Genomic DNA, 25,979 nt, shown 5'->3' on the forward strand with positions numbered 1-25,979 from the left:
AAAAGGAGGGGGATAAAATCAGGCGACGTTACGCGAATGTCCGGCAAGCTGAGCCAGGATATCGCTGTTCTCGATGGTGATATATTTGCCTTTCACCGCCAGCATACCGCTCTTCTGGAAACGACCCAACAGACGGCTGATGGTTTCTACGGTCAGGCCTAAATAGTTACCGATATCGCCACGTGTCATGGTCAGGCGGAACTCACGCGGAGAGAAACCACGCTGAGCGAAACGACGGGACAGATTATAGATAAACGCGGCCAGGCGCTCCTCGGCGTTCTTTTTCGACAGCAATAGGATCATGTCCTGATCGCCTTTGATTTCACCGCTCATCAGGCGCATCATCTGCTGACGCAGGTTCGGCATTTTGCCTGACAGGTCATCCAGCGTTTCGAACGGGATTTCACAAACCATTGACGTTTCCAGCGCCTGAGCAAAGCTCGGGTGGTGGCCAGTGCCGATGGCGTCAAAGCCGACCAGATCGCCCGCCAGATGGAAACCGGTGATTTGCTCGTCACCCTGTTCAGTAATGGTGTAGCTCTTGATCGTGCCGGAACGAATAGCGTAAAGCGATTTCAGTTCATCCCCAGCTTTGAACAAAGTTTGACCTTTCTGGATGGGCTTTTTGCGCTCAATGATGTTGTCGAGCTGATCGAGCTCGTGTTCATTGAGTGTGAAGGGGATGCAGAGCTGGCTAATACTGCAATCCTGGCAATGGATTGCACAACCGCCAGACTGAATGCGTCGTATAATTCGCTTTTCCGGGATCATAGGTCTGCTCAAGCCGTAATTGATTTTAGTCAATTTTATCATCTTTTTCTTGAACACGTAAGCCTGGCGAAACGTCAATTCAGTAGAATTAAAACAGGTGTGAAAAACGATGAAACAGGGGAGTAGACCATCTCATTGATATTCCATCGTTTCAGTAAGGCTTTTACCATAGAATGCCGCGAAAAAGAGCACAAAGAGCCTCTTTTTTTCACAATAGCAAGTAGCCTTCGTGCCGCAACAACCACTCTTTACGTTGCACGCCACCTGCATAGCCGGTCATGGTGCCGTTGCGGCCAATCACCCGATGGCAGGGAACCACAATACTGACCGGATTTGAACCGTTCGCGGCACCTACCGCCCGCGCGGCACCGATTCGTCCGAGCCTCTCCGCTAACTGACCATAATGCATCACGTGGCCACACGGGATCTCACGTAACGCTTTCCAGACTTCACGCTGAAAGGGGGTACCCGCCGTGGCGGTTGGCAGAGTATCTATCACCGCCAGATCGCCCTCGAAATAGTCCAGAAGCTTGCGGCTTAATCCACCGGGATTCGTGGCAGGAATGCGCGTGTAACCTTCCTTGCGATAATGAATATCCAGCAGTTCATTCATGCGTTCACTATGTTCTTCCCACTCAACCGCGCGCAAATGAAATGTTTCGTCGCACAGTACCCACAGTGGACCCAGCGGAGTGGCAATTTTATCCTCAAGTAGCGTAAGCATCGGCAATCCTTTCTCAAATATCGCAATAGCACAGGGGGAGTGGCGCAATCTAGCACGATCAAGAAAGTGACTCTATACCCCATTAGAGGCGCAATAAATCAAAGAGAATCGAGAAAGATTATTAATTATTCATGGGGTGAATAGTTTTCACTATAGGAAATGTTGGGTCACTGAATAGATGATATATTCTTTATTGTTGCGGAAATAAAAAAATAGAGCCTGCCGACATCCGTCAGGCTCTACAGTACACACAGCAACGCGTCCGTTCGGTAATTATTTTAAACTTCATCCTTGCGCGGTAAATATAGTTATAGTTCCCATGCCAGATAATTCCAGTATGAAATGGTGATTAGTTTCACGATAATTTAACTGAAATTTTTGAGGTTAATGGCAGTAAACTTGTAGTTAAGTAGAGTTAAATAGCACGCGAAATTAATTTTCGATAATTGCTTCAAATACCTCACTAATTGTCAGCCATTAATTGAATATCAGGCATTGTGGCGGGCTGCCGCGCCCGCTATAGTAAGTCCCTCAGATGTAGCGGGAGGACAAAACCATGAACCCTGATGACAAATCACTGTTTCTTGACGCCATGGAGGATGTCCAGCCACTTAAGCGCTGTGCCGATGTTCACTGGCATCCGGCCCGAAACACGCGTGCACCACAGCATATCGATACATTGCAACTTGATAACTTCCTGACCACCGGGTTCCTTGATGTCTTACCCCTTGATACACCACTGGAATTCCGCCGCGAGGGGTTGCAAACCGGGGTGATTGATAAGCTTCGTACCGGCAAGTACTCCCAGCAGGCCAGCCTCAGCCTGTTACGCCAGCCCGTGGAGCAGTGTCGACAACTGCTATTTCGCTTTGTGCATCAGGCGCGGCAAGACGGATTGCGTAATCTCCTGATAATTCATGGGAAAGGGCGCGACGATAACGCCCATGCCAATATTATTCGCAGCTATCTTGCCCGCTGGTTAACCGAATTTGACGATGTTCAGGCATTTTGCGTCGCACAACCGCGTCATGGCGGCAACGGCGCATGTTATGTGTCATTACGCAAATCGGCAGAGGCGAAGCAGGAAAACTGGGAGCGCCACGCCAAGCGTAGCCGCTAACTGGCGGCTACTGTGCCAGCGGGATATCCTCAATTCGGGTGGTCCAGGCTGGCGAGAGCAGGTGTCGTTTCATTGACCAGGCCGGGGTCACGCCCTGGCCGGCAAACCACATTTTATTACCTTTCTTGTTCATGAGATCCATTACGCCCATCAGTGTCTGGCTATTTGGCCGGGGGGCATACTCATCGAATAAATTAAGTTGTGCAACGCCTTGACTAAAGAAGTCTCCTAATATAACACCCGCTTTTTGATATCGCGGACCTTGCTTCCAGATAATATCCAGGCTACGCGTTGCTGCGGCAATAATATCTCTGGTGTCCTGGGTGGGGGTGAGTAGCGTAATTCCTGCGCTATTACTGTAATAAGGTTCATCAGGATCGTGTGGACTACTTTTTATAAACGCGCCGATATATCGGCAATATTGATGCTGGGCACGTAATTTTTCTGCTGCTCTGGCCGCCCAGGTACTGATACCTTCACGGACTGAGGAATAATCGCTAATTCGCTGACCAAAAGATCGCGAACTAATAATTTCATGCTTTGCCGGAGAGAATTCCTGAAAACCGAGACAGGGTTCGCCACGCAGTTCGCGAACGGTTCTTTCGAGTACCACGCTGAAGTTTTTGCGGATAAACCATAAATCGCATTTCGCCAGATCCAGCACGGTGGTGATATTCATGGTGTTCAGCTTTTTCGTTAGCCGTCGACCAATGCCCCAGACCTCTTCTACGGGGATGGCTGCCATCAACCGATGTTGCCTGGTGGGCGTTGAGATATCCACCACGCCACCGCTCTGCGCTGGCCACCTTTTGGCCGCGTAATTTGCCAGTTTAGCCAGCGTTTTTGTCGGTGCGATGCCCACCCCGACGGTCAGCATGGTGCGTTGATAAACGGTATCGCGAATATATTTACCGAAGCGTTTGAGGTTGGGAATACCGGAAAGATCCACAAACGCTTCATCAATACTGTACTGATCTACCCGCGGGCAAATTTCCTCCAGCGTCGTCATTACCCGCTGGCTCATATCGCCATATAAGGCGTAATTGCTGCTGAATACCGCCACGCCATGCCGCTGCAACAGATCTTTTTGTTTGAAATAAGGCTCCGCCATACCAATGCCCAGGGCTTTAGCTTCGGCTGAGCGGGACACAATACAGCCATCGTTATTTGAGAGCACCACCACCGGTTTACCGCTCAGGTCGGGCCGCCAGACGGTCTCACAACTGGTGTAAAACGAGTTCACGTCAACAAGGGCGAACATGATGATCTGGCCTCTTTTATAAATACTGTTTTTATATACAGTACTTCTGGCATTTGAAATGATCAAGTGGCTTATTCGCCTGGGTAGGAAGAGCAGAAAATAAAACGATCATCGGCACTGGGTCTATCAGCCCCACGCGCTATGTGATCCGCTTACCGGCGTAACGGGGCGGGTACGGTATACGAAGCCCATGCGCCCGCGCTCAACGGGCAGTTACAACATCTTCATGACGATGCGTTACAGCAGATCGCCTCTCTTGAGGGAGCATGACAAGAGACGACGCTGTCAGTGTGAAATTGTGGGTAAGGGCAGGGGGAAACAGACGCATGAGCCCCCTTGTCAACCCCGAAAATTAACAGGTCCGTCGTGCGCCACCATAAAGTTAATGCCTGTCGTGTCGATATATATTGAGCAACTTTGCCTCTTCCCTGGACCATAATATGCTCAAAAATATACGCGTCATCACCGGCATCATCATTGCCTTGTCGGTATTTTGTCTGCTTCAGCTAGTTACCGGCGGGCTTTTCTACTCTGCTGTCAATAATGACAGAGTGAACTTTCAGAACACGGGCATCCTTAGCGCACAGCAGGAAAATCTTGGCGATAGCGTCAATACGCTTATTAAAACACGCGTCACCGTTACCCGTGTTGCGATCCGCTTTTTAAAAAATCAACGCGATCCGGCATCGCTTGCCAGTATCGATAAGCTACTCACTACCGCCACTGAATCCCTCAATAAAGCCGAGGGGTACTTTAATAACTATAAAAATACACCGCGTGTCGCAGGGCAGGATGCCGGGTTAGCGAATGAAGTTTCGCAAAACATCACCAAAATGCACGACGTACTGCAGCAGTCCATCACCTTCCTGAAGGCAAACAACTACGAAGCTTATGGCAACCTGGATGCCCAACAGGCGCAGGATGATATGGACGCCAGCTATGCGAAATGGCGCACAGAAAACAACACTTTCCTGCAGGCCGCCGCACAGGAAAACCAGAGCAGCTTCACCAGCATGCAATGGACCCTGGGCGTAATTCTGCTGGTGGTGATCGCTGTCATGACGGTGATCTGGCTGGGGCTGCAACATCTGCTGCTCAAACCACTGCACAGCGTGATGGGGCATATTCGCGCTATCGCCGACGGTGACCTGACACAGCCGATCTCCGCCGAAGGCCGCAATGAGATGAGCCAACTGGCCGGTGGCCTGCACGAGATGCAATCCTCGCTGGTCAAAACCGTGAGCGCGGTGCGTAACAGCTCCGATTCGATTTATACCGGTGCGAGTGAAATCTCTACCGGCAACAACGATCTCTCTTCCCGCACCGAACAACAGGCCTCGTCACTCGAAGAGACCGCCGCCAGTATGGAGCAGTTGACCGCAACGGTGAAACAGAACACCGATAACGCCCGTCAGGCTTCAAACCTGGCGAAAAATGCCTCCGACACCGCAGCTCGCGGTGGCCGTGTGGTAAGCGATGTGGTACGCACCATGAGCGAGATCTCCAGCAGTTCGCAGCAAATAGCCCAGATAACCAGCGTGATCGACGCCATTGCTTTCCAGACCAATATCCTCGCCCTGAACGCCGCCGTTGAAGCCGCGCGTGCGGGTGAGCAGGGGCGTGGGTTTGCCGTGGTTGCCGGGGAAGTTCGCACACTGGCCAGCCGCAGTGCGCAGGCGGCAAAAGAGATCAAAACGCTGATTGAAAACTCCGTTAACCGCGTCAACTCCGGCACCTCGCTGGTGGCCGAAGCGGGTAATACCATGCAAGAGATCGTTAATGCCGTAACGCGCGTAACCGATATTATGGGCGAAATCGCATCTGCCTCGGACGAGCAGAGTAAAGGTATTGAGCAGGTGAGCCTCGCGGTATCGCAAATGGACAGCGTTACCCAGCAGAACGCCTCGCTGGTGCAGGAGTCCGCTGCGGCCTCAGCCGCACTGGAAGAGCAGGCGGAACAACTGCGTCAGGCCGTCGCGGTCTTCCGCGTCAATGGTCACAGCGCGCTGTTGCAAAGCAAACCCGGTAAACCGACCATTGCCCCGCGCACGGCCGTTGCTTCCACCGCACCTGCTGTTGGCGACGGTAACTGGGAAACCTTCTAAATTTATCCCGGCGGGTAACCTGCCGTTATGCCCTATCCCTTAAAGGAGAGGCATGGCAGTAAACCGCACCGTTCTGGCCCCCTCTCTCCAAAGGAGAGAGGGAACAAACCGCGCCATCCCCACACTCACTCCTGTTTTAATTCCCGCAGAACTGACAACAGGTGCGCGGTCGACATCTCATTTTCCCCCTCTCGCCAGGCTAATCCTAACTCCCGCCACAATGCGGGCTTTAAAGGACGAACCGCGACGCGCTTATCAGCGGAGACGGGCGTGCCCGATTCAAGCGGCAACAGCGTGGCGCCATAACCTGCGCCCACCAGACTTTTTATCGCATCGTTGTAATCAAGTTTGATTCGCGGTACAGGCCGGTGTCCCGTTTTTGCAAGCCACTGATTTGTCAGTTGTGATAAGTGGGTGCCGGAACCATTCAGAATCAGCGGTTTTTCAATCAACCATTGAGGCGACACCACATCCGGCAGATCCCAGTTTGCAGGCAGAAACGCGACAACAGGATCCCGCCGCCAGGCATCAATTTCCAGGCCATTACCCCGCAGTTGTGGGAGCGCAACAATACCGATATCGAGTGAACCGGATTTCAGTTGCTCAAGCGTTTGTTGAGATGTGAGGACGGTAATCTGTACATCGATATTCGGATGAAGCCGCGCCATTTTTTCAATAGCCTGTGGCAACAGATTGGCGATAGCCCCTGTAGACGCCCCCAGTCTTACCTGTCCGGTCAGGCCCTGCGCCTGGCGTGAGATATCGTCAAGGACATACGCGGCATCAGCAAGTAAGCGGCGCGCATGGGTAACCAGCTTTTCGCCAATCGCCGTCGGCCTGACGTTGCCTCGTGTACGGGAAAGCAATGTCGCCCCCACCCGGTTTTCAAGTTCGGAAATATGCAGGCTGACCGTTGGCGGCGACAAGTGCAGTCGTCCGGCAGCCTCATTGAAAGAGCGGGTATCGGCAATTGTTATCAGTGTGCGTAACTGATCAAGGTTAATCTCACGCATCAACATACCTCAGAAAAACTGAATTTGACGTAAAGATAATTCAACTTTACCCACACTAAAACCTGGCACAACATCAATGTCATAAAATTTTATCCGTGACCGGGAAAACACAATGACTAACGTATTTATCGATGGCGAGCAGGGCACCACAGGCTTACAGATCCATGACCGACTGCGCGGTCGCTCAGACATTACCCTGATGACGCTGCCTGTTTCGCATCGCAAAGACACGCGCCTGCGGGCCGGGATGCTCAACAACTGCGATATCGCAATTTTGTGTTTGCCCGATGAGGCCGCTCGCGAAGCGGTGGCCTTGGTGGAAAACCCGCACGTGCGGATTATCGATGCCAGTTCAGCCCACAGGGTTACGCCCGGCTGGACATATGGTTTTCCTGAAATGAGTGCCGACCAGCCCGAACGCATCCGGACGTCAACGCGCATTACGAACCCTGGCTGTTACCCAACGGGCGCGATTGGTCTTCTGCTCCCGCTGGTCAATGCCGGACTGTTGCCTGCCGATTACCCCCTTTCTATCCATGCTGTTTCCGGCTATTCGGGCGGGGGAAGGGCGGCGATAGAACAGTTCGAAGGCGAGCAGGCCGATTCGGCGCCCGCGTTTCAGGTCTATGGTTTGGGGCTCAGGCACAAACATGTTCCGGAGATTGCGCGCTACGCAGGGCTCTCTGTACCGCCCGTCTTTATGCCTGCCTACGGCGCGTACCGTCAGGGGATCGTGCTGAGTGTGCCGTTGCAGCAACGCTTGCTGCCCAAAAATGCCAGTGCCGTGGCAATCCATGCCTGCCTTACAGAGCATTACAGCCATAGCCAATATGTAAAGGTGCTGCCCCACATAACAGCGGGTGATGCAGAGCGCATCAACCCGGAGCGCCTGAACGGCACTAATGACATGGAGCTTGGCGTTTTCTCAAACCCCGAAAATGGACAAATACTGCTGACTGCCGTCTTCGATAACCTGGGCAAAGGGGCATCGGGCGCTGCCGTGCAAAACCTCAATTTGCTCCTCGACACCCATTAACACGCGGCCAGGGTGTCGGGCTTTTACGCCCGGCGCCAGCCCCCCGAGCGGACGCTAAGCCGAACATGACGATGTCTCATGTTGCAATGAAATTAACTCGCTTTCTCTCATCCAGAGGCTCTGGCATAAATATGTATTATTAACTTATTGATAACATGAAAACTGCGGAATGAGACACCCGGTCGCTTAATAAAATAAGCCAGTTTTTATGTCAGAACTCAGGGTGCAAAATTACAATGAATAAAGATTTCACATTTACCATTAAAAGCAGTCGCTTCGACGAAAATTATAACCCCTCAGAAAATACCCGTATCACCACTAACTTCGCTAATTTGGCCAGAGGCGACAATCGTCAGGAGAATCTGCGTAATACGCTAGTGATGATTAATAACCGTTTCAATGCCCTGGCCTATTGGGATAACCCGCACGCCAATCGTTATTCTGTTGAACTTGACATTATCTCCGCTGAACTGAATATTGGCGATGAAGGCAATGACATTGCGTTTCCGGCAATTGAAATATTGAAAACGAATATCGTTGATAAAGAAACAAACGAACGCATAGAGGGCATTGTCGGAAATAATTTCTCGTCTTATGTGCGGGATTATGACTTTAGCGTATTGCTCTTAGAACACAACAAAGGCCAGGAGAAGTTCAGTATTCCGGATGATTTTGGCGACTTGCATGGCAAGTTATTTAAGCATTTCGTCAATTCCCGTGCCTACAAAGAGAACTTCAAAAAGTCACCGGTGATCTGCCTGAGCGTGTCCAGTAAAGATATCTATCACCGCACGGGCAATCAGCACCCTGTATTAGGCATTGAATACCAGCCCAACGGCACGTCGCTGACGGAGCAGTATTTCAGCAAAATGGGCCTGCAGGTTCGCTATTTCATGCCGCAAAATAGCGTTGCGCCGCTGGCTTTTTATTTCTCGGGTGATTTGCTGCGCGATTACACTAGTCTTGAGCTTATCAGTACCATCAGTACGATGGAGACGTTCCAGAAGATTTATCGACCTGAAATCTATAATGCTAACGCTGTCGCCGGTCACTTTTATCAGCCAGACCTGAACCACCAGGATCATTCATTAACCAAAATTGTGTATGACCGTGAAGAGCGCAGTCAGTTGGCTATTGAGCAGGGCAAATTTACTGAAGAACACTTTATTAAACCCTACAAAAATATTCTTGAACAATGGTCCGCTAACTACGCTCTTTAATTAACCAGGATTAAAAGGTCATTTATTATGAAAACATTGCTTCCCACCTCAACGGCTGGCAGTTTACCCAAACCGTCCTGGCTTGCAGAGCCCGAAAAACTGTGGTCGCCCTGGAAATTACAAAATGAAGAGTTAATTGAGGGGAAAAAAGATGCCCTGAGTTTATCTCTCTACGATCAACTGCGGGCAGGGATTGATATTGTCAGCGATGGCGAACAAACGCGCCAACATTTTGTCACGACCTTTATTGAACACCTCAGCGGCGTTGATTTTGAAAAACGCGAGACCGTCAGAATTCGCAATCGCTACGATGCGAGTGTTCCGACCGTGGTAGGTGCGGTGGCGCGTCAAAAACCGGTTTTTGTTGACGATGCCAAATTTTTGCGGCAACTGACTAAACAGCCCATTAAATGGGCGTTGCCCGGGCCGATGACGATGATCGATACGCTCTATGATGCCCATTACAAAAGCCGTGAAAAACTCGCCTGGGAATTTGCAAAAATTCTCAATCAGGAAGCCAAAGAACTAGAGGCTGCGGGTGTTGATATTATCCAGTTTGATGAACCGGCTTTTAATGTCTTCTTCGACGAGGTGAACGACTGGGGTGTTGCCGCATTAGAAAGAGCCATTGAAGGGCTGAAATGCGAAACGGCGGTACACATCTGTTACGGCTACGGCATTAAGGCCAATACCGACTGGAAAAAGACACTGGGCTCTGAGTGGCGGCAATACGAAGAGGCGTTTCCCAAACTGCAAACATCGAATATCGATATCATTTCACTGGAATGCCATAACTCGCGTGTTCCCATGGATCTGCTGGAACTGATTCGCGGTAAGAAAGTGATGGTAGGGGCGATTGACGTGGCGACTTCGACCATTGAAACGCCTGAAGAGGTCGCCAGTACGCTGCGTAAAGCTCTCCAGTTTGTTGATGCCGATAAGCTTTATCCTTCGACTAACTGTGGCATGACGCCGTTATCGCGTCGGGTCGCCAATGGTAAGCTCAACGCATTAAGTGCGGGTGCGGAAATTATCCGCCGGGAACTTGCGGGAAAATAACGCCACCCGTTATTGGTGAATTTAAAGAATGCAGTCCGGGTCAGGTGAGGGGATAAATATCGTCCTTGACTGAATAACCGGACTATGCAATATCTGTGGTGGCCGCGCTAAAAGTTGTAGCACGGCTACTATATCACTTTTTGATTGCTTAAATCCGCAAACAGTATTTATATAATATATTTTTGTTATCCCGTTGTAATTGTTGTGCTCGCTCACCGGGCGATAATTTATTTAATGCCTCCCTTTGCGATAATAACCTGTTTTATATGTGATTTTTTCTTTATAAAATAAATAACATTCAAAACTATTTAACCTTGCTTAATGCTAAGTAAGGGTTCCTTAACTAAAATTTTATCTATTGCAGATATAAAGATAAGCCCACCGGCGCCGATAAAAATAAAACTGTATATGCGCTGATGAGGCTGAACATGACCATTCTTAAAAAACTGACCTTAATATTTATTTTTTCAATTGTGATAATGATCACCCTGGGTGGACTTAGTCTGAAAGCGCTCAACAATGCACAAAACAGATTCGAATATGTGACAACCAATAGTATGCCGAGTATCAGTAAACTCAGTGAGGGGTTGCTACACAGGGAAGAGGCGAGGCGTCAGATTCTTATGTCGTTGCTGGTAAACCAGATAGAAGTATTTGAAAAACACATAGGTACAGCAACCAGTGAGTTAAATAAAGTTCAAAGCATATTAAATGAATACCAGTCAAATCTGATTTCAGACCAACATGATGGTGAATTAATTAAAAAAACCATCCGCGCGTTTGAAGACTATAAAGTAAAAGTAATGGACATGAAAAGTGTCTATGAGAAAGAAGGTATTGATGCGGCGAGATTAATGGTATCCGATGGAGGAACTACGGCCACTGCTTCTGTGGCGCTTAGCGCGGCGATACAAGAAATGCTGGAATATAACTATAAAATCGCTGTTAATTATGCCGAAGAGAACCACAATCAATATCACGAAACAGTGTGGTTTTTGAGCATCATCATTATTGTTGCGGTGGCACTTATTGCCCTTTTCTCATGGCAAATCCTGACCTATCTGAAAAAAGGGTTACGTACTCTTCAGGAAAGCATGGCAACCATCAGCGATACGCTGAATCTCACCCTGCGATTAAATATTGATAAAAACGATGAACTGGGTATTACGGCAAAGAGTTTTAACGGTCTGGTTGAAAAAATCAGAGGGGCATTATCAAGCGTAAAAGATGCAAGTAAAGAAGTCGATACTGCCGCGAATGAAATTGCGGTCAGTAACGACGACCTCTCTTCACGGACTGAATCTCAGGCCTCTTCTCTGGAGGAGACAGCGGCAAGCATGAATGAGTTGTCAGTTACCGTCAGTCACAACATGGATAACGCTAAACAAGCGAATGCGTATATTGGGCAGGTCCAGTCGATAGTCAATGAAAGCCACCAGGAACTCGGTGCGCTGAAAGGGTCTATTGACGATATTTCGTTATCCTCAAGCAAGATTGCAGAAATTACATCCATCATTGACGGTATCGCTTTTCAAACCAATATTCTTGCGCTCAATGCTGCGGTGGAAGCCGCGCGTGCCGGTGAGCAGGGTAAAGGGTTCGCCGTAGTGGCAGGAGAAGTGCGCTCTTTATCCCAGCGCTCCTCCGTTGCTGCCCGCGATATTCGCGACTTAATTGAAGAGGCGCTGAAAAATATCAACAAAGGCGTCGTGTATGCGGCAAGTGTGACAACGAAGATGAATAATGCGCTGGGAATGGTAGATGAAACGACACAGCTTATTAATCAGGTAAACCACTCTTCCGGCGAGCAGAGTTATGGCATCGAACAGGTCAATATTGCAGTAAGCCAAATGGAAGGTAACCTGCAACAGAACGCGGCGATGGTAGAGCAGATGGCCACTGCGGCAAACTCGTTGAGTCAGCAGGCCAGTACGCTCTTGAAAGAAGTTGAAGCGTTCCACCTGTAAAGGCCAGTTGATCGCCAATTTACCACCATAGCAGACCTGCATTATGCTCGTGTCGTGTCAGACACTGATAAAGACACGGGGCAGGCCTGCCTACCGGTCAGTTGTTAAAACAGGCAGCGGACATTTGTCGGGTTCAGGGCTAAATTTCCGTACCTGGCGCGCTTTACGCCAAAGATGGCGCCTTTTGAATGTCTTCGCCCGTACTGAAACGTTATGCTGTCATCCGAAACCCTGATGAGTATTCCCGTTCGGAAATTTAACAATGGCACGTAACCGCACTTTCTCTCTTGATATTGGCTGGAGAACGCTTCTGAAAGACGCAGGTCTCCAGCCTGAACAAATACTGCGCAAAGCCGGCCTGCCTGACGATCTCTTTTCCAGGCCAGATCGTAGACTCGATACAGACCACTATTTTCGTTTCTGGCGCGCACTGGAGAGGGAAGCAAATGATGCGGCTTTTCCCTTGCGCCTGGTTGAACATGTCTCTGCAGAAATCTTCGACCCTCCTCTTTTCGCGGCGCTGTGCAGCACAAATATGATGCAGGCCGTGCAGCGACTGGCCAGATATAAACAGCTCATTGCCCCGATGGCCCTTGAGACTACCGTGGATCAAACCGGCAGCCTGACCGTGTCTCCGGGGTGGTTGTTCGCCACAGACATCCCCATATCGTTGCAGGTCGCCGAGCTTGCTTTTTTACTCCGGCTGCTACGACTGGCAACCCGCGAACCGGTTAAGGCACTAAGCGTGGCGATTCCACAGCGCCCGGAAGCTGTTTTGGCGCGCCACTATGAGCGCTTTTTCGGTATCGCCATGCAGTATGGAGAAAAGCCGTACATCCGTTTTTCCGCCACGGATATCCTGCGACCCTTTTTGACGGTAAATGAAGGGATGTGGCAGGTATTTGAGCCTGAATTGCGCCGCCGTCTCAGCCAGTTAGATGAAACGGCTTCCACTGCCGAACGTGTGCGTGCGGTACTTCTGGAACTGCTGCCGGGTAACGAAGCCACGATTGAGAAAACGGCAGAACGTCTGGGGATGAGCAAGCGCACTCTGCAACGCAGGCTTGAAGAAGAAGGGGAAAATTTCCGCGTCCTTATCAATCGCTGTCGGGAAAAACTGGCCCGACACTATCTGAGCAATACCAACCTGTCCGGCTACGAAATTGCCTTCCTGCTTGGCTTTGAAGACCCTAATTCCTTCTACCGCGCCTTTATGGCCTGGACTGGTCAGACGCCAGAAACAGTCAGGGGCTCTCTGCGTCTTAATTAAACTGAACATTTCCCTTCGGCACAAAGCGGTTCTCACCGTCAGATGGCGCGCTTAGCAAGTACTCTGGCGCGTCAGGCAAGAACAATCAGGCATCTGCTCAGGCAAACTGGAGACAGTTCACTCAACGAGGTGCCTATGTTTACTCAAAAAAAGAAAACCGCGCTGGTCACCGGCGCATCGTCAGGCATGGGAAAGGCCATTGCTCGTCGTCTTATTCAGGATGGCTATCAGGTCTACGTGGCTGCCCGCAGTATCGAAAAAATGGCTGACCTTGTCCGGCTCGGCGCACAACCGCTACGGATGGATATTTCCCGCGATGAGGACATCGTATCCGGCGTGAATACCATTCTGGATCAGACTGGCGGTGTCGATGTGCTGGTCAACAACGCCGGTTTTGGTCTCTACGGCCCGGTAGAAGAGATCGGTATGGACGAAGCACGCTATCAGTTTGAGGTTAATCTTTTCGGTGCCGCGCGGCTCACGCAACTCCTGCTCCCCGCCATGCGGGCCAGACGCGCCGGGCATATTGTTAACATCAGTTCCATGGGAGGAAAGATGTACAGCGTGCTGGGGGCCTGGTATCACGCAACCAAACATGCACTGGAAGGATGGTCGGACTGTTTGCGGCTGGAAGTCGCAGAATTCGGCATAAACGTCGTGATCATCGAACCCGGCGTCATAGAGACAGGTTTCGGTGATGCCGCGAGCAACAGTATTGTCAAACGTTCGGCCAGCGGCCCGTACGGACATCTGGTAAAGAAGGTGGCTTCATCAATTAAAAAAACCTACGGGCAGGGGACAGGCAGTGACCCACAGGTCATTGCAGATGTGATCTCCCGTGCCGTGAACAGCAACAACCCACGTACCCGCTATGCTGTCGGTAAGTTTGCAAAGATGCTCATCCGTATGCGTGTCTGGCTCGGCGATCGTTTGTTCGATCGGCTTATCCTCAGCCAGACACGCTAACAAACGGGCTGGTTTAGTCAGCGAGATAGGGAACAATAGTGACTGTGTTTATGATAACCCCTCTGCGGGTGACTATAAGTCAATCACCAGTTCCCCGGAGTGGCTGCGGGAGCAGCACAGCGCGATATGTTGCGCGGCGGCGGATTTCTCTGCTGCCGATTGCACGGTATCCCGGTGATCGACAACGCCGTCGACAACCGGCGTCAGGCAGGCCCCACAGATCCCCATCTCGCAGGAAAGCGGTACCGCCACGCCATTATCCTGTAGCACTTGCGCGATACTCTTATTCGCCGGTACCGGCCATTTCTCCCCGCTGGACGCCAGGGTAATCGTAAAGGTCGCTGCATCTTGCGCGATCGCCGCCGGGGCAACAGGCGCAAAGGCCTCGCTGTGGATGTGCGTCTCCGCCCAGCCTTTTTTCAGGGCAGCGTCCCTGACCGCCGCCATAAACCCCTCGGGTCCACAGGTGTAAATACGCTGTTCGTCGCCGGGGGCGGGAAGCAGGGTCGCCAGCCACTGACGTGGGCTCTCCCCCTCAGCGGAACAGTGCACCACGCAAATACCGTGTTTGAGTGGTCGGGAGAGTTCGCGCAAAAATGCGGCCTCTTCACGGCGTTTAACAAAATAGTGCAGTATAAATGGCCTGCCTGTGGCCTCCCGTTGCAGCAGCATTGCATACAGTGGAGTGATGCCAATCCCCGCCGCCAGCAGCAGAACCGGGCCATCATCGCGCAGAGCAAACAGGTTGCGCGGTGCGGAAATCAGCAGCCTCTGGCCGGGGCGTAGCGTCTGGTGGATATAGCGTGAACCGCCACGCGATGCGCGCTCCTGCGCCACGCAGATAAGGTAACTTCCCGCTCTGTTGTCACCTGTCAGGGAATATTGGCGGATCAGACCGCAGGGCAGATGCACATCAATATGGGCGCCGGGCTCCCAGCCAGGCAGGGACTCGCCACTGGCGCTAACCAGCCGCACGGCCAGACTTCTGTCACCCTGACACCATAATCCGTCAACCACCACGTTCAGCATCTCGTTCATGGCGCACCTCAAACCAGGAAAAACTCGCCAAAGCCCATTTTTTTCAGGCCACGGCGATAGGCAATCGAACTTCGGTCTGCCGGAATATGGGCTTCCAGCGTCAGATCCAGCGGCAGCCTTTCCGGGCGTTGGGTTTCGACCATCAGGCGGTCTTCTTCAAATACGCGCAGGTTAAAGGCATGAACATCCTCAACGGGGACATGCAGATCGAAATTACGTGCGATAGGCGCGAACATGCGGGTCACACGTGATGAGACAGGCGATGCGGCATTCATGATCACCAGCCGCGCCTCGCCGGGAAAATGGATCGTCAGCGTGGCGGTAAACGGCAGATGCATTTCGAAATGACGCAACCACTGAAAGCCTTCCGGCGCCTGATGTTGGGAGCTTGCCGGATAATTGCCTACCGAACTCCAGTAATCGGCGACAAACCCGAACTCGGTTTCCTGCGGATTATAATCGGGGACGACCTGGTTGCTGGCATCGGCAAAGGTTGCCGTGTGGATCCAGGCGAAGTGGGCCACATCAAGAAACCCTTCCACCTGCCGTCCGGCGAAACCGTTCACTTCAAAAGCGGGGCAGTTGATCTGCTGAAAACCAGCGTCATCCCAGTGCGGCATTGTCGGCAGTGGCTGGGGGTTTTCCGCGTCAAATGCCAGGCACGTCCAGATGAGACCGTAGCGCTCTTCAACCGCATAGGTTAACAGGTTAAGTTTCGCCGGGACCGCCTGGCCGGGGCTGGAGGGGATGCGGTTGCAGCGGCCATCTTCGCCGAAACGCAGCCCGTGGTAGGGGCAAACAATCCCTTCGTCGTCGTGAAAACCGAGCGTTAATGGCACGCCACGATGTGGGCAGACATCGCGGGCGACCACCACCTGACCTTTCACGCGGTAAATCACCAGTTGTTCATCCAGCAGCGTGGCTTTGACCGGCGCGGCGCTAATATCACAGGCGCGGGCGACCGGATGCCAGCATTTTGCCAGACGTAACCAATCCTCCGGTTCGAAGGTGCAACGGGCGGGTGGGGTGGGGAGTGCTGTATTCATGGTCATCCTTCCTGCTCACGGAAAAGCAATTGTTTAATTGTTGTAACTTTATTGTTGTCATATTAGGGTGTGCACATCCATCACCATTAATTCACCGCCCCGTTGCAAAAAAGTGTACAGGTGCTGCATGAGTCCATTTTCGCGTTTCGCCCTCTACTTCGCCGAAGTTGCTCGTAGCGGTAGCCTGCGCCGTGCCGCCGAAAAATTGCATATCTCTCCCTCAGCCATTAACCGACAGATCCTGCAGGCCGAGGAAGCGTTTGGTACGCCGCTGTTTGAACGGCTACCGGAAGGCTTACGGATGACCACCGCGGGAGAATTGCTCTACGACAATCTGCTGCGCTGGCAAAAAGAGTTTCAGCTTACCCGGCAGAAATTTGATGAGTTGCAGGGGCTTAAGCGCGGCACGGTTAGCGTGGGGATGGTGCAGGCGCTGGCCGAGGGGAGCTTTGCCAGTGCGCTGGCCGATATTATTAGCGGGCAACCCTGGCTGGAGCTGGTGTTACAGGTCGCGGATAGCCATACCGTCAGCCAGAAAGTGCGGCAGGCGGATCTCGATTTTGGCTTGATCCTCGATCCGGAGGGGCAGACAGGGTTAAACGTGCTGGCGTTCGCTGAGCTGGAGATGGGGGTGGTGATGCGCCCGGATCATGAAATGGCCCAGGCATCGGCACTGTCGTTGGGCGAGCTGAGCGAGGCGCGACATATTCTGCCCGGCGCGCCCCTGATTGTGCATGATCGTGTCGGCATGCTCTATCGCCACTACGATCTGGCCCCGGCGAACACCATCAACTGTAACGATATCCGGCTTATCAAATCGCTGGTGTTAAAGGGGAGCGGCGTGACGGTGCTGAGCCTGCTGGATGTGCTGGATGAGGTGAAGAGCGGGCAACTGGCGTTTGTCCCGCTGCGTAACAAGCTGTTGCGTCCGCTGACTCTGGCGCTGTGCACCGCCCCCTCGCGCCAGCTTTCCCGTCCGGCGCAGATGGTCATCCAGAAGCTGACCGCCGTGATGGAGGAAATGCAGATTCTGCACCCGCCGTTGGTCTGATCCCCGGTGGCGCTGCCGCTTACCGGGGCTACGGTGCATAGCTGTCTGCGAGCAGATTACCCCAATGGTCCGCCCTGAATGGTGTCGCACAGCCCGTTGATAATGCGCTCACCGCTCTCTTCCTTGAGTTCCTGATACCAGGCCTGCGTCAGCGCCATATCCTTACCGTGTGTAACATCGCAGCGTTTACGCGCTTTGAGCACCAGATCGCGCACCCGGTCACAGCGCTGCGCTTCATACTCTCGCAGCGCGCTTTCAATATTGGTCTGCGTACGGAAAATCTCCCCCAGCACCACCGCATCCTCCATTGCCGCGCAGCCGCCCTGGCCGATATCCGGCGTCGTGCTGTGCCCGGCATCGCCCAGCAATGCCACTTTGCCCCGCACCAGTTTATCGAACGGCTCGATATCATGGATCTCAATGCGGTTGGTGGTCTGCGGATCAAGTGCGGCAATCAGCCGCTGAACCGGCGGCGCCCAGCCTCTAAAATAGCGTGTTAAATCGTCACGCAGCGTGGTGCGGTCTTCGGCAAGCCCGGCAGGCAACGGCACATCGAAGAAAAAATAAAAACGCCCATCAGAAACCGGCATCAGCGACACCCGTTTGCCTTCGCCGACAAACGTGGTCCACTGCTCGGCCGGGGCAATCGCTTCGTCGATCTTCACAAGGCCGTTCCAGTTGACGTAACCCGCATAGCGGCGTTGCGGCGTGTAGCCCAACACGTAAGGACGCAGCGCCGAATGGCTGCCGTCGGCGGCAATCAGGAAATCACCGTGCGCCGTAGTGCCATCGGTAAACCACGCGGTAACGCCGTCGGCGTTCTCTTCCACGTTGCTTACACGCTTGCCAAACTGCACCTTATCGCGTCCCCAGTAATTGAGCATTTCGCGCTGCAACTCTGCGCGCGATACCGGGCACGGGCGACCACCAACCCGCTCAACCAGCGGTGCCAGGCTAAATTGCGTCAGGGTTTCGCCCTGGCGGTAATCTTTATAGGCCATAAAGCGCATTGGGCCGCCGTAAGTCTCCATCATCTCGCCCATACCCAGATGACGCATGCATTTCACGCCGTTGGGCCAGATGGAAATCGCCGCACCGACGGGTTTGATCTCTTTTACCGCCTCAAAGACGTCACACGCGATGCCTGCATTTTTTAACGCTACGGCAGCGCTCAGCCCGCCAATACCTGCGCCAATCACCAGTGCTTTCATTCTGATCTCCTTTTATCTGCGTATCAGAGGTTCAGCAATTTGCGTACCAGAATGTGCAGACGCGTAACCACAGGGTAAATCGTGCATTGCACTGTTATGTTGCACTATTGTTGTGCGTATTTGCATTAGTGTTGCCTTTTTGTGAATCAAAAATTTCTTTACTGAATGTCAGGAATCTAAAGTTTCACAGTGATGGCAGGGATCGTTGACTCTGGCCTGCTTTGTGCATCAGGCCGTTGACGCTCATAAATAACAGGATGCAAGACCATGTCTGATGAAAAAAACAACGGTTTATTGTACGGGCTGGAACAGCGGATCCCGCCGCTGCCCGCTTTTTTCAGTGCGTTACAGCATGTGCTGGCCGGGTTAGTCGGGATCATCACGCCGCCGCTCATCATTGGCGCGACGCTGGGGCTGGGCGAGTGGATGCCTTATCTCATCAGCATGTCGTTGCTGGCCTCGGGTATTGGCACGTTTTTACAATCCAACCGCGTATGGGGCATTGGGGCCGGGATGATCTGCATGCAGGGCACCAGCTTTGCGTTTCTCGGCGTGGCTATCGCTGGTGGGATGTGGGTCAAAGGGCAGGGTGGCACCGCCCAGGATGTGATGGCGATGCTGTTTGGTGTGAATGTCGTTGCCGCGCTGGTGCCAATTATCGTCAGCCGTTTTATTGAGCCGCTCAAACGCATCTTTACACCTATCATTACCGGTAGCGTGATTGCCCTGATAGGTATCAGCCTGATTAAAGTCAGCGTGAATAACTGGTGCGGCGGTGTGCAGGCGAAAGATTTTGGCAGCATGAGCAATATCGCCCTTGGCGCAGGCACGCTGGCGGTGATTGTATTACTGAGCTGTGCGAAGAACCGCTGGTTGCGTCTCTCGTCTGTGGTGGTCGGCATTGCTGTAGGCTGTATTGCGGCGGCGCTTGCCGGTAAGTTTCATTTCAATGGCCTGGGCGATACCTGGTTTCGTTTGCCTGCGCTGTTCCCGTTTGGTTTTCAGTTCAATGGCGCCATTTTCCTGCCCGTGGCGCTGGTGTCACTGGTGTGTATTCTTGAAGCCGTAGGCGATCTCACCGCCAACTGTCTTATCTCTCACCAGCCAATTGATGACAGCGCCTTTCGCTCACGGCTGAAAGGCGGCATCCTCGCCGATGGCATCAGTTGTATGATCGCGGCGATGCTCTGCGCTTTTCCGAATACGACCTTTGCGCAAAACAATGGCGTCATCCAGATGACCGGCGTCGCCAGCCGCTTTGTCGGGCGCTATATCGGCGTGGTACTGATTCTGCTTGGGCTGTTTCCGCCGTTTGGTGAAATTCTGCGCCAGATCCCACTGCCGGTACTGGGCGGCGCGACCATGGTGATGTTTGGTTGCGTGGTGGCGGCCGGGATCCGCATCATTACCCAGAACCCGTTAACCCGCCGCGACATGCTGATTGTCGGGCTGGCGTTTGGTTTCGGTATGGGCGTCGAAGCCGTACCCGCTTTTCTCGCCCATTTCCCGGCGATTATCGGTAATCTGTTTGGCTCGGCGGCAACCTGCGGTGGTCTGGTGGCGATTGTGCTGAATCTGATTATTCCGGAAGAAAAACCCGCTACCGCTGCGAAGACAAGGAGTCACGATGATCGCGCTGAATCACTTTAATCAACTGGAAGCTGATGCCGCGATGGCGCTGTTACAGCCTTGCGTTGCGCTCCCTGGCTGGGCGGCGGCGTTGGTTGCCGCGCGTCCGTTTGCCAGTCTTGCCGCGTTGCACCACACCGCGAAGGCGCTGACGCAATCCTGGGGAGGCGCCGAGCTTGAACAGGCGCTGAGCGCGCATCCACGTATTGGCGAAAAACCTGGCGGGCAGCAGGCGCATGCCGTGTTATCGCGCCAGGAGCAGTCGGCGGTGAACGTAGATGATAGGCAACTGGCCGAGGCGCTACGGTTGGGAAATGCAGACTATGAAGCGCGTTTTGGCCGGGTCTTTTTGATTCGCGCCAAAGGGCGCAGCGCTGAAGAGATCTTAGAAGCGCTCAGGCAGCGGCTGACCCACAGTGATGCCGAAGAGACGGCGGTGGCGCTGGAGCAGTTACGGGAAATTACCTTATTACGACTGGCAGGAGCGATTGGCGAATGAGCAGCCTCAGTACACATATTCTTGATATTTCTACCGGCAAACCGGCACCCGGTGTGACGGTGTTTCTGGCGCGTGATGAGCACGTGCTGGCACAGGGAATCACCGACGGGAATGGGCGAATTGGTGCGTTTCCCGTGCCGCTGACGCCGGGGCGTTACCGGCTGGTGGCGCAGACGGGGGAGTGGTTTGCGAAGCAGGATGTGGTGACGCTGTTTCCCTGCGCGCAAATTGATTTTGTGGTTGCGCAAGGGGCAGAGGAACATTTCCATCTGCCGTTTTTAATTGCTCCCGGCGGCTGGTCAACCTATCGCGGGAGCTAATTTTGGCTGCGTTTTCACGTGCGGCTGACTCCCCCCGGTGGCGCTACCGCTTACCGGGGCTACGTTCGGTAGGGTAGCCCGGGTAAGGCGCTTGCGCCGCTACCCGGGAAAGGTATCACTGCGCGTCCTCATTTCCCCATGCACACTGGCCATTAATCCACGTCTCGCTGATATTGCGCTCATCGCCGAGGGTCATCAGCACAAACAATTGCTCATAAATATCCTTGCTGCGCTCGTTACGCAGGCGCTGCAACGGCGTGACTGCCGGGTCGATAACCACAAAATCGGCCTCTTTCCCGACGGCGAAATTGCCAATTTTATCGTCCAGACGCAAGGCATGAGCGCCGCCAAGGGTGGCGTGGTAAAACGCTTCGCTGGCGCGCAGACGATAGCTTTGCAACTGGCCCACTTTATAGGCCTCACCCAGCGTACGTAACATGCTGAACGTGGTGCCTGCGCCTACATCCGTGCCAATGCCCATACGTACCTTGTACTGCCAACTGGCGGGCAGGCGGAACAACCCGCTGCCGAGAAACAGATTCGAGGTTGGACAGAACGCGACCGCGGAGCCGGTATCATGCAGACACTGCCACTCCTCATCATGCAAATGGATGCCATGCGCAAATACGCTGCCCTCGCCGGTCAGCCCATAATGATGGTAAACATCGAGATAGCGCGCATGCTCTGGCCAGAGATCGTTCACCCACGCCACCTCATTAGGGTTTTCACTTAAATGCGTCTGTAGCCAGGTCTGTGGAAATTCCTCGCGCAAACGGCGCACCGCATCAAGCAGCTCGGGTGTCGAGGTCGGCGCAAAGCGTGGCGTAAGGGCGTAGCCCAGTCGGCCCTGGTGTTGCCAGCGCTGGATCAACTCACGTGTTTGCCGGTAACTCTCTTCGGCGGTTTCACTCAGGTAATCGGGTGCATGGCGATCCATCATCACTTTACCGGCGATCAGGCGCATGTTGAGGTGCAACGCTTCGCTAAACAGGGCATTGACCGACTCCGGATGCAGCGTGCAGAACACCATTGCCGTGGTGGTACCGTGGCTTAGCAACTGACCAATAAAGAAACGGGCAATCTCTGCCGCGTAAGCCTCATCGGCAAACTGGCTCTCTACCGGGAAAGTGTAGGTGGTCAGCCACTCCAGCAGTTGTTCGCCAAACGCGCCAATCATCTCCGTTTGCGGGTAATGCACATGGGCATCGATAAAGCCAGGCATCAGCAGCTTACCGCGCCTGTCGGTGTAGCCTTTTTGCGCATCCAGATGTTGTTCTCCCTCCTGCCAGGTCATTCGCGCCTGGATCTTTCCGTCGCGAATAAACAGCAGCCCGTCCTCAATAAAACGCGCATTAAGGGCGATATCGTCTGCGTTATCGCAGACCTGGGCAATATCAAACAGCGCACCGCGAATCGCGACATGGTAGTCAATCATCTTTTCTGCCTTCATTGTTTCCGTACGGGTAAAAAAGTAATGCAAGATGAGTGCCAGCGTATGGCGAGGCGTGGGGAGTGGAACCCACTTACACCGGGTTGTAGTTTAAGTGTGAAAAACCGGTATTCAGTGGTGAGAAGCGCGCGTGTGCATCTTCCGGGAGTGCACACGGGGTCAGTGCTAACGGCGAAAAGAGACGCTTTTATTACAATTAAAAGCAAGCTGATTGGGTTTTGTTTTCACGCCATCAGAGACGTCACGGCTAAAGTCCCTCAAATTTTCGAAACATCCAGCCCGGCTGCTTTCAGGCGATTGACAATTTTAATCATTTTACTGACCACTGTTCTGAATGATTGATTGACGCCAATTCGGTCACACACCACGTCGCTAGGGACATGCTTCAACTCATCAGCATATTTAATAAGTTGCAGGTGCATTTCAGCCGATTTAGCGCGAGGTGGTGCGTCACGCAGAGCCTTTTTAATCTCTGCATAAATCTGTTCCTGATTATCCATTAAGTAAGCCTTAATTGTTTCGCTGCTAAGCAATACTGAGAATCATTTACTTTTAACACATATTCAAGTGATCAATGGAAGGTATTGTCTCCACATTATGAAGATATATCCTCGTTGTAAATTTTAGCAGCTTCTTATGCCTTTTCACCTCGTTGTCCGCAGGCCCCTATGGTACAAATTTTTTGTTGTGTCCGCGTTTATAGCAGCCGTTTTTGACAGAAGGACCGCGGCGCTCTGTGGCTTTTGCGCCTCTTGCGAAACCCAGCGTACGGCCATGGATATCGGCATTATGTAAGAGCCCGGACAGGGGCTCACGTAACGTGGTCGCTAAGAATAATAAAATAAGAATACGCGGGGGAAGACTTTATATTCATGGTGTGAATATTTGAAATGTTTGAAATAGAGGGAATTAAGCAATACACTCACTTCCCCCATTAATTTCCCGGAAGACGGAAAGTGAAATTATTCTCAACACAACGAACTGATGCCTGGTTATTAACAGAAGATTTAGCTGAAAGCTTTCAGCGTTATATCGTGGACAACAGAGACTATTTTTCGCACTTTGAACCTTTACGCGATGAAGCGTACTTTTCCATAGAAAACATTATCGCCAGGATAAAAGCCTCTTGTAATGAATTCGAAGAAAAGAAAAATCTGTCAATTGTCTTTACGATGCAAGGCGAGAAGAAAATAATTGGCAACGTCAACTTTACTAATTTTGTCTATGGCGTTTTTCAGGCGTGTTACCTTGGGTTTTCAATTGATCTCGCTTATCAGGGTAAAGGCCTGATGCAGGAAGTGCTCAGCGAGGCGATTCACCATATCCATAAACATTATGGTTTGCATCGTATTATGGCGAATCACCTTCCTGATAATCTACGCAGCGCAAATACCCTTAAACGACTTGGGTTTATTAAAGAGGGATATGCCAGTTCTTATCTCAAAATAAACGGTAAGTGGCAGGATCACGTTCTCAATTCGCTTGTTCTCCCGGAGAATTAATTCACAGGAACAGTCAAAAAAGAAACAACGCAAGGGTGCTGGCATACCGCTTTATCGCGTTATCAAAGGCTTCACCGCTCAGCAGTTCTCGCGTTTTTCAGCCCATTTGAGCATTGCATCGAGTGCCGGGCAAAGCGCCTGGCCCCACTCGGTGAGTCGATATTCTACCTTTGGCGGCACTTGCGGATACACCGTGCGCGAGACGAGACCATCGGACTCCAGTTGTCGCAACTGCTGGGCGAGCATCTTCTGCGAAATAGCGGGGATCAGTTTTTCAAAATCGGAATAGCGCTGTACTTTTCCATCGAACAAATGAAAAAGAATAATTAATTTCCAGCGGCCTTCGAGAAGGCGCAGAACCTGTTCCACGCCGCTTGCGGCAGTTTCCGGCGTATATAACTTACTCATAATTCAGTAGCTCACTTTTTCGTGCGTACTTGTTAATTTCACAGTCTATGTTGAATATACCCGCACTGTAAATAACGGGAGTCAGGAGCCATGTCTTTACTATTACCGCATGCTATTGCGACCTATTTTGCGATAAGTAATGGCGGCGATATCGCCAGCGTTCAGCACTGTTTTACCACCGACGCTATTGTAAAAGATGAAGGTAAAACCCATCACGGGCACACGGCGATCGCGGCATGGCAACGTGCCGCGCAGGCCGCGTTTGACTACAGCGTTGAGCCGCTTGAAATGCATAGCGAAGGCGAGCGGGCCATCGTCACTTCGAAGGTTGTCGGCAATTTTCCCGGCAGCCCGGTAACGCTCAGGCATGCCTTCGGGCTGGTGGGTGACAAAATCAATACACTGGAGATTGTATGATGGCCTTAGAACTTGATTTCCAGGGCAAACGCGTGCTGGTGACCGCAGGCACCAAAGGCGTCGGCAAAGCGGTCGTCGGGCTATTAAAACAGTTGGGTGCCACAGTGTTAACCACCGCGCGTCATGTACCGACGGAATCTGTTGCCGATGCCTTCGTGGCGGCAGATCTCACCACGGTAGAAGGCTGTGCCTGCGTGGCGCAAGCTGTGCAAGTACACCTGGGGGGTGTCGACGTCATCATTCATGTGGCGGGGGGCTCTACGGCGCCCGGCGGCGGGTTTGCGGCGCTGGGCGAAGAGGAGTGGCAGCAGGAACTCAACCTTAATTTACTGCCAGCGGTACGCCTGGATCGCGCACTGCTACCAGGGATGCTGGCGCAGGGGAGTGGGGTCATTATCCACGTCACCTCTATCCAGCGTGAGCTGCCGTTACCGGAATCGACAACCGGCTACGCGGCGGCCAAAGCGGCGCTCTCGGCGTACAGCAAAAGCCTGTCGAAAGAGGTGTCGCCAAAAGGCATTCGCGTGGTTCGCGTTGCCCCCGGCTGGATTGAAACAGAAGCCTCGGTGGCAATGGCGGAGCGACTGGCGCAGCAGGCGGGAACCGATTACGAAGGCGGAAAGCAGATAATTATGAAGGCACTCGGTGGGATCCCGCTGGGGCGCCCATCAAAACCTCTTGAAGTGGCGAATCTTATTGCTTTTCTGGCGTCATCGTATGCCGCGGCCATCACCGGCACGGAATATGTGATAGATGGTGGCACCGTTCCAACAGTGTAACCCTGGCTTAATCGGCTTGTATTCGAGCCGATTAAGACCATTCGTAAGCCGGACTTTTACGGTGTAAAAGCAAAAATTAGAGGTTCAGCCCGCCCGCGATAGTAAAAAACGCCGCCG

At 52.5% G+C, this 25,979-nt stretch carries 25 protein-coding genes; 15 read left to right on the forward strand and 10 right to left on the reverse strand.

What is annotated here, in order from left to right; translation table 11 throughout:
• Positions 1 to 18: 18 nt before the first annotated feature.
• Together fnr and ogt are read right to left on the reverse strand one after the other, a co-directional pair.
• Positions 19 to 771, reverse strand: coding sequence for a fumarate/nitrate reduction transcriptional regulator Fnr (fnr, locus tag MRY16398_RS12350; RefSeq protein ID WP_061495443.1), 753 nt, complete (start codon positions 769 to 771; stop codon positions 19 to 21).
• 208 nt (positions 772 to 979) lie between these two features.
• The gene (gene ogt / locus MRY16398_RS12355; RefSeq protein ID WP_041851510.1) at positions 980 to 1,495 is read right to left on the reverse strand and encodes a methylated-DNA--[protein]-cysteine S-methyltransferase; all 516 of its coding nucleotides are present in this window, start codon (positions 1,493 to 1,495) and stop codon (positions 980 to 982) included.
• Between the two features lie 556 nt (positions 1,496 to 2,051).
• Between ogt and smrA the strand changes: the two genes are divergently transcribed.
• Positions 2,052 to 2,615 carry a DNA endonuclease SmrA gene (smrA, locus tag MRY16398_RS12360; protein WP_079498056.1) on the forward strand — a complete coding sequence of 188 codons (564 nt, stop codon included), beginning with the start codon at positions 2,052 to 2,054 and terminating at the stop codon, positions 2,613 to 2,615.
• Positions 2,616 to 2,622: 7 nt separating this feature from the next.
• Here smrA and umuC read toward each other — a convergent pair whose 3' ends face one another.
• Positions 2,623 to 3,876, reverse strand: a complete 1,254-nt coding sequence (umuC, locus tag MRY16398_RS12365) for a translesion error-prone DNA polymerase V subunit UmuC (RefSeq protein ID WP_071195314.1) — start codon at positions 3,874 to 3,876, stop codon at positions 2,623 to 2,625.
• A 440-nt stretch (positions 3,877 to 4,316) separates the two neighbouring features.
• Here umuC and tcp point away from each other — a divergent pair, with 440 nt between their 5' ends.
• Entirely contained in the window at positions 4,317 to 5,981 is a 1,665-nt protein-coding gene (gene tcp / locus MRY16398_RS12370; RefSeq protein ID WP_041851508.1) for a methyl-accepting chemotaxis citrate transducer, read from the forward strand.
• A gap of 125 nt (positions 5,982 to 6,106) precedes the next feature.
• Here tcp and MRY16398_RS12375 read toward each other — a convergent pair whose 3' ends face one another.
• Entirely contained in the window at positions 6,107 to 6,994 is an 888-nt protein-coding gene (locus tag MRY16398_RS12375; protein ID WP_041851507.1) for a LysR family transcriptional regulator, read from the reverse strand.
• A 112-nt stretch (positions 6,995 to 7,106) separates the two neighbouring features.
• Here MRY16398_RS12375 and argC point away from each other — a divergent pair, with 112 nt between their 5' ends.
• The 6 genes from argC (at position 7,107) to MRY16398_RS12405 (ending at position 14,512) form a co-directional block, all read left to right on the forward strand.
• The gene (gene argC / locus MRY16398_RS12380; protein WP_125124449.1) at positions 7,107 to 8,030 is read left to right on the forward strand and encodes an N-acetyl-gamma-glutamyl-phosphate reductase; all 924 of its coding nucleotides are present in this window, start codon (positions 7,107 to 7,109) and stop codon (positions 8,028 to 8,030) included.
• A gap of 236 nt (positions 8,031 to 8,266) precedes the next feature.
• Positions 8,267 to 9,250, forward strand: a complete 984-nt coding sequence (locus MRY16398_RS12385; RefSeq protein ID WP_125124450.1) for a DUF1852 domain-containing protein — start codon at positions 8,267 to 8,269, stop codon at positions 9,248 to 9,250.
• Between the two features lie 27 nt (positions 9,251 to 9,277).
• Positions 9,278 to 10,309: a methionine synthase gene (locus MRY16398_RS12390; RefSeq protein WP_071195310.1), complete on the forward strand. Its 1,032-nt coding sequence runs from the start codon at positions 9,278 to 9,280 to the stop codon at positions 10,307 to 10,309.
• A 428-nt stretch (positions 10,310 to 10,737) separates the two neighbouring features.
• Positions 10,738 to 12,276, forward strand: coding sequence for a methyl-accepting chemotaxis protein (locus MRY16398_RS12395; RefSeq protein ID WP_041851503.1), 1,539 nt, complete (start codon positions 10,738 to 10,740; stop codon positions 12,274 to 12,276).
• A 262-nt stretch (positions 12,277 to 12,538) separates the two neighbouring features.
• Positions 12,539 to 13,546, forward strand: coding sequence for an AraC family transcriptional regulator (locus MRY16398_RS12400; RefSeq protein ID WP_125124451.1), 1,008 nt, complete (start codon positions 12,539 to 12,541; stop codon positions 13,544 to 13,546).
• A 135-nt stretch (positions 13,547 to 13,681) separates the two neighbouring features.
• Positions 13,682 to 14,512 (forward strand): oxidoreductase, encoded by an 831-nt coding sequence (locus MRY16398_RS12405; protein ID WP_125124452.1) that lies wholly within the window; start codon positions 13,682 to 13,684, stop codon positions 14,510 to 14,512.
• A 72-nt stretch (positions 14,513 to 14,584) separates the two neighbouring features.
• On the opposite strand, the gene MRY16398_RS12410 is transcribed toward MRY16398_RS12405, so the two are convergent.
• Both MRY16398_RS12410 and hpxD read right to left on the reverse strand, forming a co-directional pair.
• A complete protein-coding gene (locus MRY16398_RS12410) occupies positions 14,585 to 15,550 on the reverse strand; it encodes a PDR/VanB family oxidoreductase (protein WP_125124453.1) in 966 nt (321 codons plus the stop codon).
• 8 nt (positions 15,551 to 15,558) lie between these two features.
• Positions 15,559 to 16,596 carry a molybdenum cofactor-independent xanthine hydroxylase subunit HpxD gene (gene hpxD, locus MRY16398_RS12415; protein WP_125124454.1) on the reverse strand — a complete coding sequence of 346 codons (1,038 nt, stop codon included), beginning with the start codon at positions 16,594 to 16,596 and terminating at the stop codon, positions 15,559 to 15,561.
• Between the two features lie 127 nt (positions 16,597 to 16,723).
• On the opposite strand from hpxD, the gene hpxR reads away from it, so the two are divergent.
• A complete protein-coding gene (gene hpxR, locus MRY16398_RS12420; RefSeq protein ID WP_107223142.1) occupies positions 16,724 to 17,647 on the forward strand; it encodes a LysR family hpxDE operon transcriptional regulator HpxR in 924 nt (307 codons plus the stop codon).
• 56 nt (positions 17,648 to 17,703) lie between these two features.
• On the opposite strand, the gene hpxO is transcribed toward hpxR, so the two are convergent.
• Positions 17,704 to 18,858: an FAD-dependent urate hydroxylase HpxO gene (gene hpxO, locus MRY16398_RS12425; protein ID WP_125124455.1), complete on the reverse strand. Its 1,155-nt coding sequence runs from the start codon at positions 18,856 to 18,858 to the stop codon at positions 17,704 to 17,706.
• Between the two features lie 267 nt (positions 18,859 to 19,125).
• On the opposite strand from hpxO, the gene MRY16398_RS12430 reads away from it, so the two are divergent.
• From MRY16398_RS12430 to uraH, 3 genes are read left to right on the forward strand one after another with little or no spacing between them, the layout of a single operon-like run.
• Positions 19,126 to 20,508: a nucleobase:cation symporter-2 family protein gene (locus MRY16398_RS12430; RefSeq protein ID WP_071195303.1), complete on the forward strand. Its 1,383-nt coding sequence runs from the start codon at positions 19,126 to 19,128 to the stop codon at positions 20,506 to 20,508.
• On the forward strand, positions 20,486 to 20,986 hold the full coding sequence (gene uraD / locus MRY16398_RS12435; RefSeq protein WP_125124456.1) for a 2-oxo-4-hydroxy-4-carboxy-5-ureidoimidazoline decarboxylase: 501 nt from the start codon (positions 20,486 to 20,488) through the stop codon (positions 20,984 to 20,986). Before MRY16398_RS12430 ends, uraD begins: the two co-directional genes overlap by 23 nt.
• Positions 20,983 to 21,306 carry a hydroxyisourate hydrolase gene (gene uraH / locus MRY16398_RS12440; RefSeq protein ID WP_041851494.1) on the forward strand — a complete coding sequence of 108 codons (324 nt, stop codon included), beginning with the start codon at positions 20,983 to 20,985 and terminating at the stop codon, positions 21,304 to 21,306. Before uraD ends, uraH begins: the two co-directional genes overlap by 4 nt.
• A gap of 115 nt (positions 21,307 to 21,421) precedes the next feature.
• Here uraH and guaD read toward each other — a convergent pair whose 3' ends face one another.
• A complete protein-coding gene (gene guaD, locus MRY16398_RS12445) occupies positions 21,422 to 22,741 on the reverse strand; it encodes a guanine deaminase (RefSeq protein ID WP_125124457.1) in 1,320 nt (439 codons plus the stop codon).
• Positions 22,742 to 23,013: 272 nt separating this feature from the next.
• Positions 23,014 to 23,256 (reverse strand): HTH-like domain-containing protein, encoded by a 243-nt coding sequence (locus MRY16398_RS12450; RefSeq protein WP_041851492.1) that lies wholly within the window; start codon positions 23,254 to 23,256, stop codon positions 23,014 to 23,016.
• Positions 23,257 to 23,712: 456 nt separating this feature from the next.
• Between MRY16398_RS12450 and MRY16398_RS12455 the strand changes: the two genes are divergently transcribed.
• The gene (locus tag MRY16398_RS12455; protein WP_108701146.1) at positions 23,713 to 24,258 is read left to right on the forward strand and encodes a GNAT family N-acetyltransferase; all 546 of its coding nucleotides are present in this window, start codon (positions 23,713 to 23,715) and stop codon (positions 24,256 to 24,258) included.
• A gap of 78 nt (positions 24,259 to 24,336) precedes the next feature.
• On the opposite strand, the gene MRY16398_RS12460 is transcribed toward MRY16398_RS12455, so the two are convergent.
• Positions 24,337 to 24,666: a winged helix-turn-helix transcriptional regulator gene (locus MRY16398_RS12460; protein WP_125124458.1), complete on the reverse strand. Its 330-nt coding sequence runs from the start codon at positions 24,664 to 24,666 to the stop codon at positions 24,337 to 24,339.
• Positions 24,667 to 24,756: 90 nt separating this feature from the next.
• Here MRY16398_RS12460 and MRY16398_RS12465 point away from each other — a divergent pair, with 90 nt between their 5' ends.
• Both MRY16398_RS12465 and MRY16398_RS12470 read left to right on the forward strand, forming a co-directional pair.
• The gene (locus tag MRY16398_RS12465; protein WP_125124459.1) at positions 24,757 to 25,083 is read left to right on the forward strand and encodes a nuclear transport factor 2 family protein; all 327 of its coding nucleotides are present in this window, start codon (positions 24,757 to 24,759) and stop codon (positions 25,081 to 25,083) included.
• Complete coding sequence (locus MRY16398_RS12470) at positions 25,083 to 25,862, forward strand: SDR family oxidoreductase (RefSeq protein WP_125125658.1); 780 nt, start codon at positions 25,083 to 25,085, stop codon at positions 25,860 to 25,862. The genes MRY16398_RS12465 and MRY16398_RS12470 overlap by 1 nt, the downstream gene beginning before the upstream one ends.
• Positions 25,863 to 25,979 lie beyond the last annotated feature (117 nt).

Origin of the sequence: Phytobacter sp. MRY16-398, assembly GCF_003925915.1 — a bacterium.
Lineage (GTDB): Bacteria > Pseudomonadota > Gammaproteobacteria > Enterobacterales > Enterobacteriaceae > Phytobacter > Phytobacter diazotrophicus.

Excerpts from the sequence above, each read along its gene's own strand:
- fnr (WP_061495443.1), bottom strand. The coding sequence starts at position 771 with ATGATCCCGGAAAAGCGAATTATACGACGCATTCAGTCTGGCGGTTGT.
- ogt (WP_041851510.1), bottom strand. The coding sequence starts at position 1,495 with ATGCTTACGCTACTTGAGGATAAAATTGCCACTCCGCTGGGTCCACTG.
- smrA (WP_079498056.1), top strand. The coding sequence starts at position 2,052 with ATGAACCCTGATGACAAATCACTGTTTCTTGACGCCATGGAGGATGTC.
- umuC (WP_071195314.1), bottom strand. The coding sequence starts at position 3,876 with ATGTTCGCCCTTGTTGACGTGAACTCGTTTTACACCAGTTGTGAGACC.
- tcp (WP_041851508.1), top strand. The coding sequence starts at position 4,317 with ATGCTCAAAAATATACGCGTCATCACCGGCATCATCATTGCCTTGTCG.
- MRY16398_RS12375 (WP_041851507.1), bottom strand. The coding sequence starts at position 6,994 with ATGCGTGAGATTAACCTTGATCAGTTACGCACACTGATAACAATTGCC.
- argC (WP_125124449.1), top strand. The coding sequence starts at position 7,107 with ATGACTAACGTATTTATCGATGGCGAGCAGGGCACCACAGGCTTACAG.
- MRY16398_RS12385 (WP_125124450.1), top strand. The coding sequence starts at position 8,267 with ATGAATAAAGATTTCACATTTACCATTAAAAGCAGTCGCTTCGACGAA.
- MRY16398_RS12390 (WP_071195310.1), top strand. The coding sequence starts at position 9,278 with ATGAAAACATTGCTTCCCACCTCAACGGCTGGCAGTTTACCCAAACCG.
- MRY16398_RS12395 (WP_041851503.1), top strand. The coding sequence starts at position 10,738 with ATGACCATTCTTAAAAAACTGACCTTAATATTTATTTTTTCAATTGTG.
- MRY16398_RS12400 (WP_125124451.1), top strand. The coding sequence starts at position 12,539 with ATGGCACGTAACCGCACTTTCTCTCTTGATATTGGCTGGAGAACGCTT.
- MRY16398_RS12405 (WP_125124452.1), top strand. The coding sequence starts at position 13,682 with ATGTTTACTCAAAAAAAGAAAACCGCGCTGGTCACCGGCGCATCGTCA.
- MRY16398_RS12410 (WP_125124453.1), bottom strand. The coding sequence starts at position 15,550 with ATGAACGAGATGCTGAACGTGGTGGTTGACGGATTATGGTGTCAGGGT.
- hpxD (WP_125124454.1), bottom strand. The coding sequence starts at position 16,596 with ATGAATACAGCACTCCCCACCCCACCCGCCCGTTGCACCTTCGAACCG.
- hpxR (WP_107223142.1), top strand. The coding sequence starts at position 16,724 with ATGAGTCCATTTTCGCGTTTCGCCCTCTACTTCGCCGAAGTTGCTCGT.
- hpxO (WP_125124455.1), bottom strand. The coding sequence starts at position 18,858 with ATGAAAGCACTGGTGATTGGCGCAGGTATTGGCGGGCTGAGCGCTGCC.
- MRY16398_RS12430 (WP_071195303.1), top strand. The coding sequence starts at position 19,126 with ATGTCTGATGAAAAAAACAACGGTTTATTGTACGGGCTGGAACAGCGG.
- uraD (WP_125124456.1), top strand. The coding sequence starts at position 20,486 with ATGATCGCGCTGAATCACTTTAATCAACTGGAAGCTGATGCCGCGATG.
- uraH (WP_041851494.1), top strand. The coding sequence starts at position 20,983 with ATGAGCAGCCTCAGTACACATATTCTTGATATTTCTACCGGCAAACCG.
- guaD (WP_125124457.1), bottom strand. The coding sequence starts at position 22,741 with ATGATTGACTACCATGTCGCGATTCGCGGTGCGCTGTTTGATATTGCC.
- MRY16398_RS12450 (WP_041851492.1), bottom strand. The coding sequence starts at position 23,256 with ATGGATAATCAGGAACAGATTTATGCAGAGATTAAAAAGGCTCTGCGT.
- MRY16398_RS12460 (WP_125124458.1), bottom strand. The coding sequence starts at position 24,666 with ATGAGTAAGTTATATACGCCGGAAACTGCCGCAAGCGGCGTGGAACAG.
- MRY16398_RS12465 (WP_125124459.1), top strand. The coding sequence starts at position 24,757 with ATGTCTTTACTATTACCGCATGCTATTGCGACCTATTTTGCGATAAGT.
- MRY16398_RS12470 (WP_125125658.1), top strand. The coding sequence starts at position 25,083 with ATGGCCTTAGAACTTGATTTCCAGGGCAAACGCGTGCTGGTGACCGCA.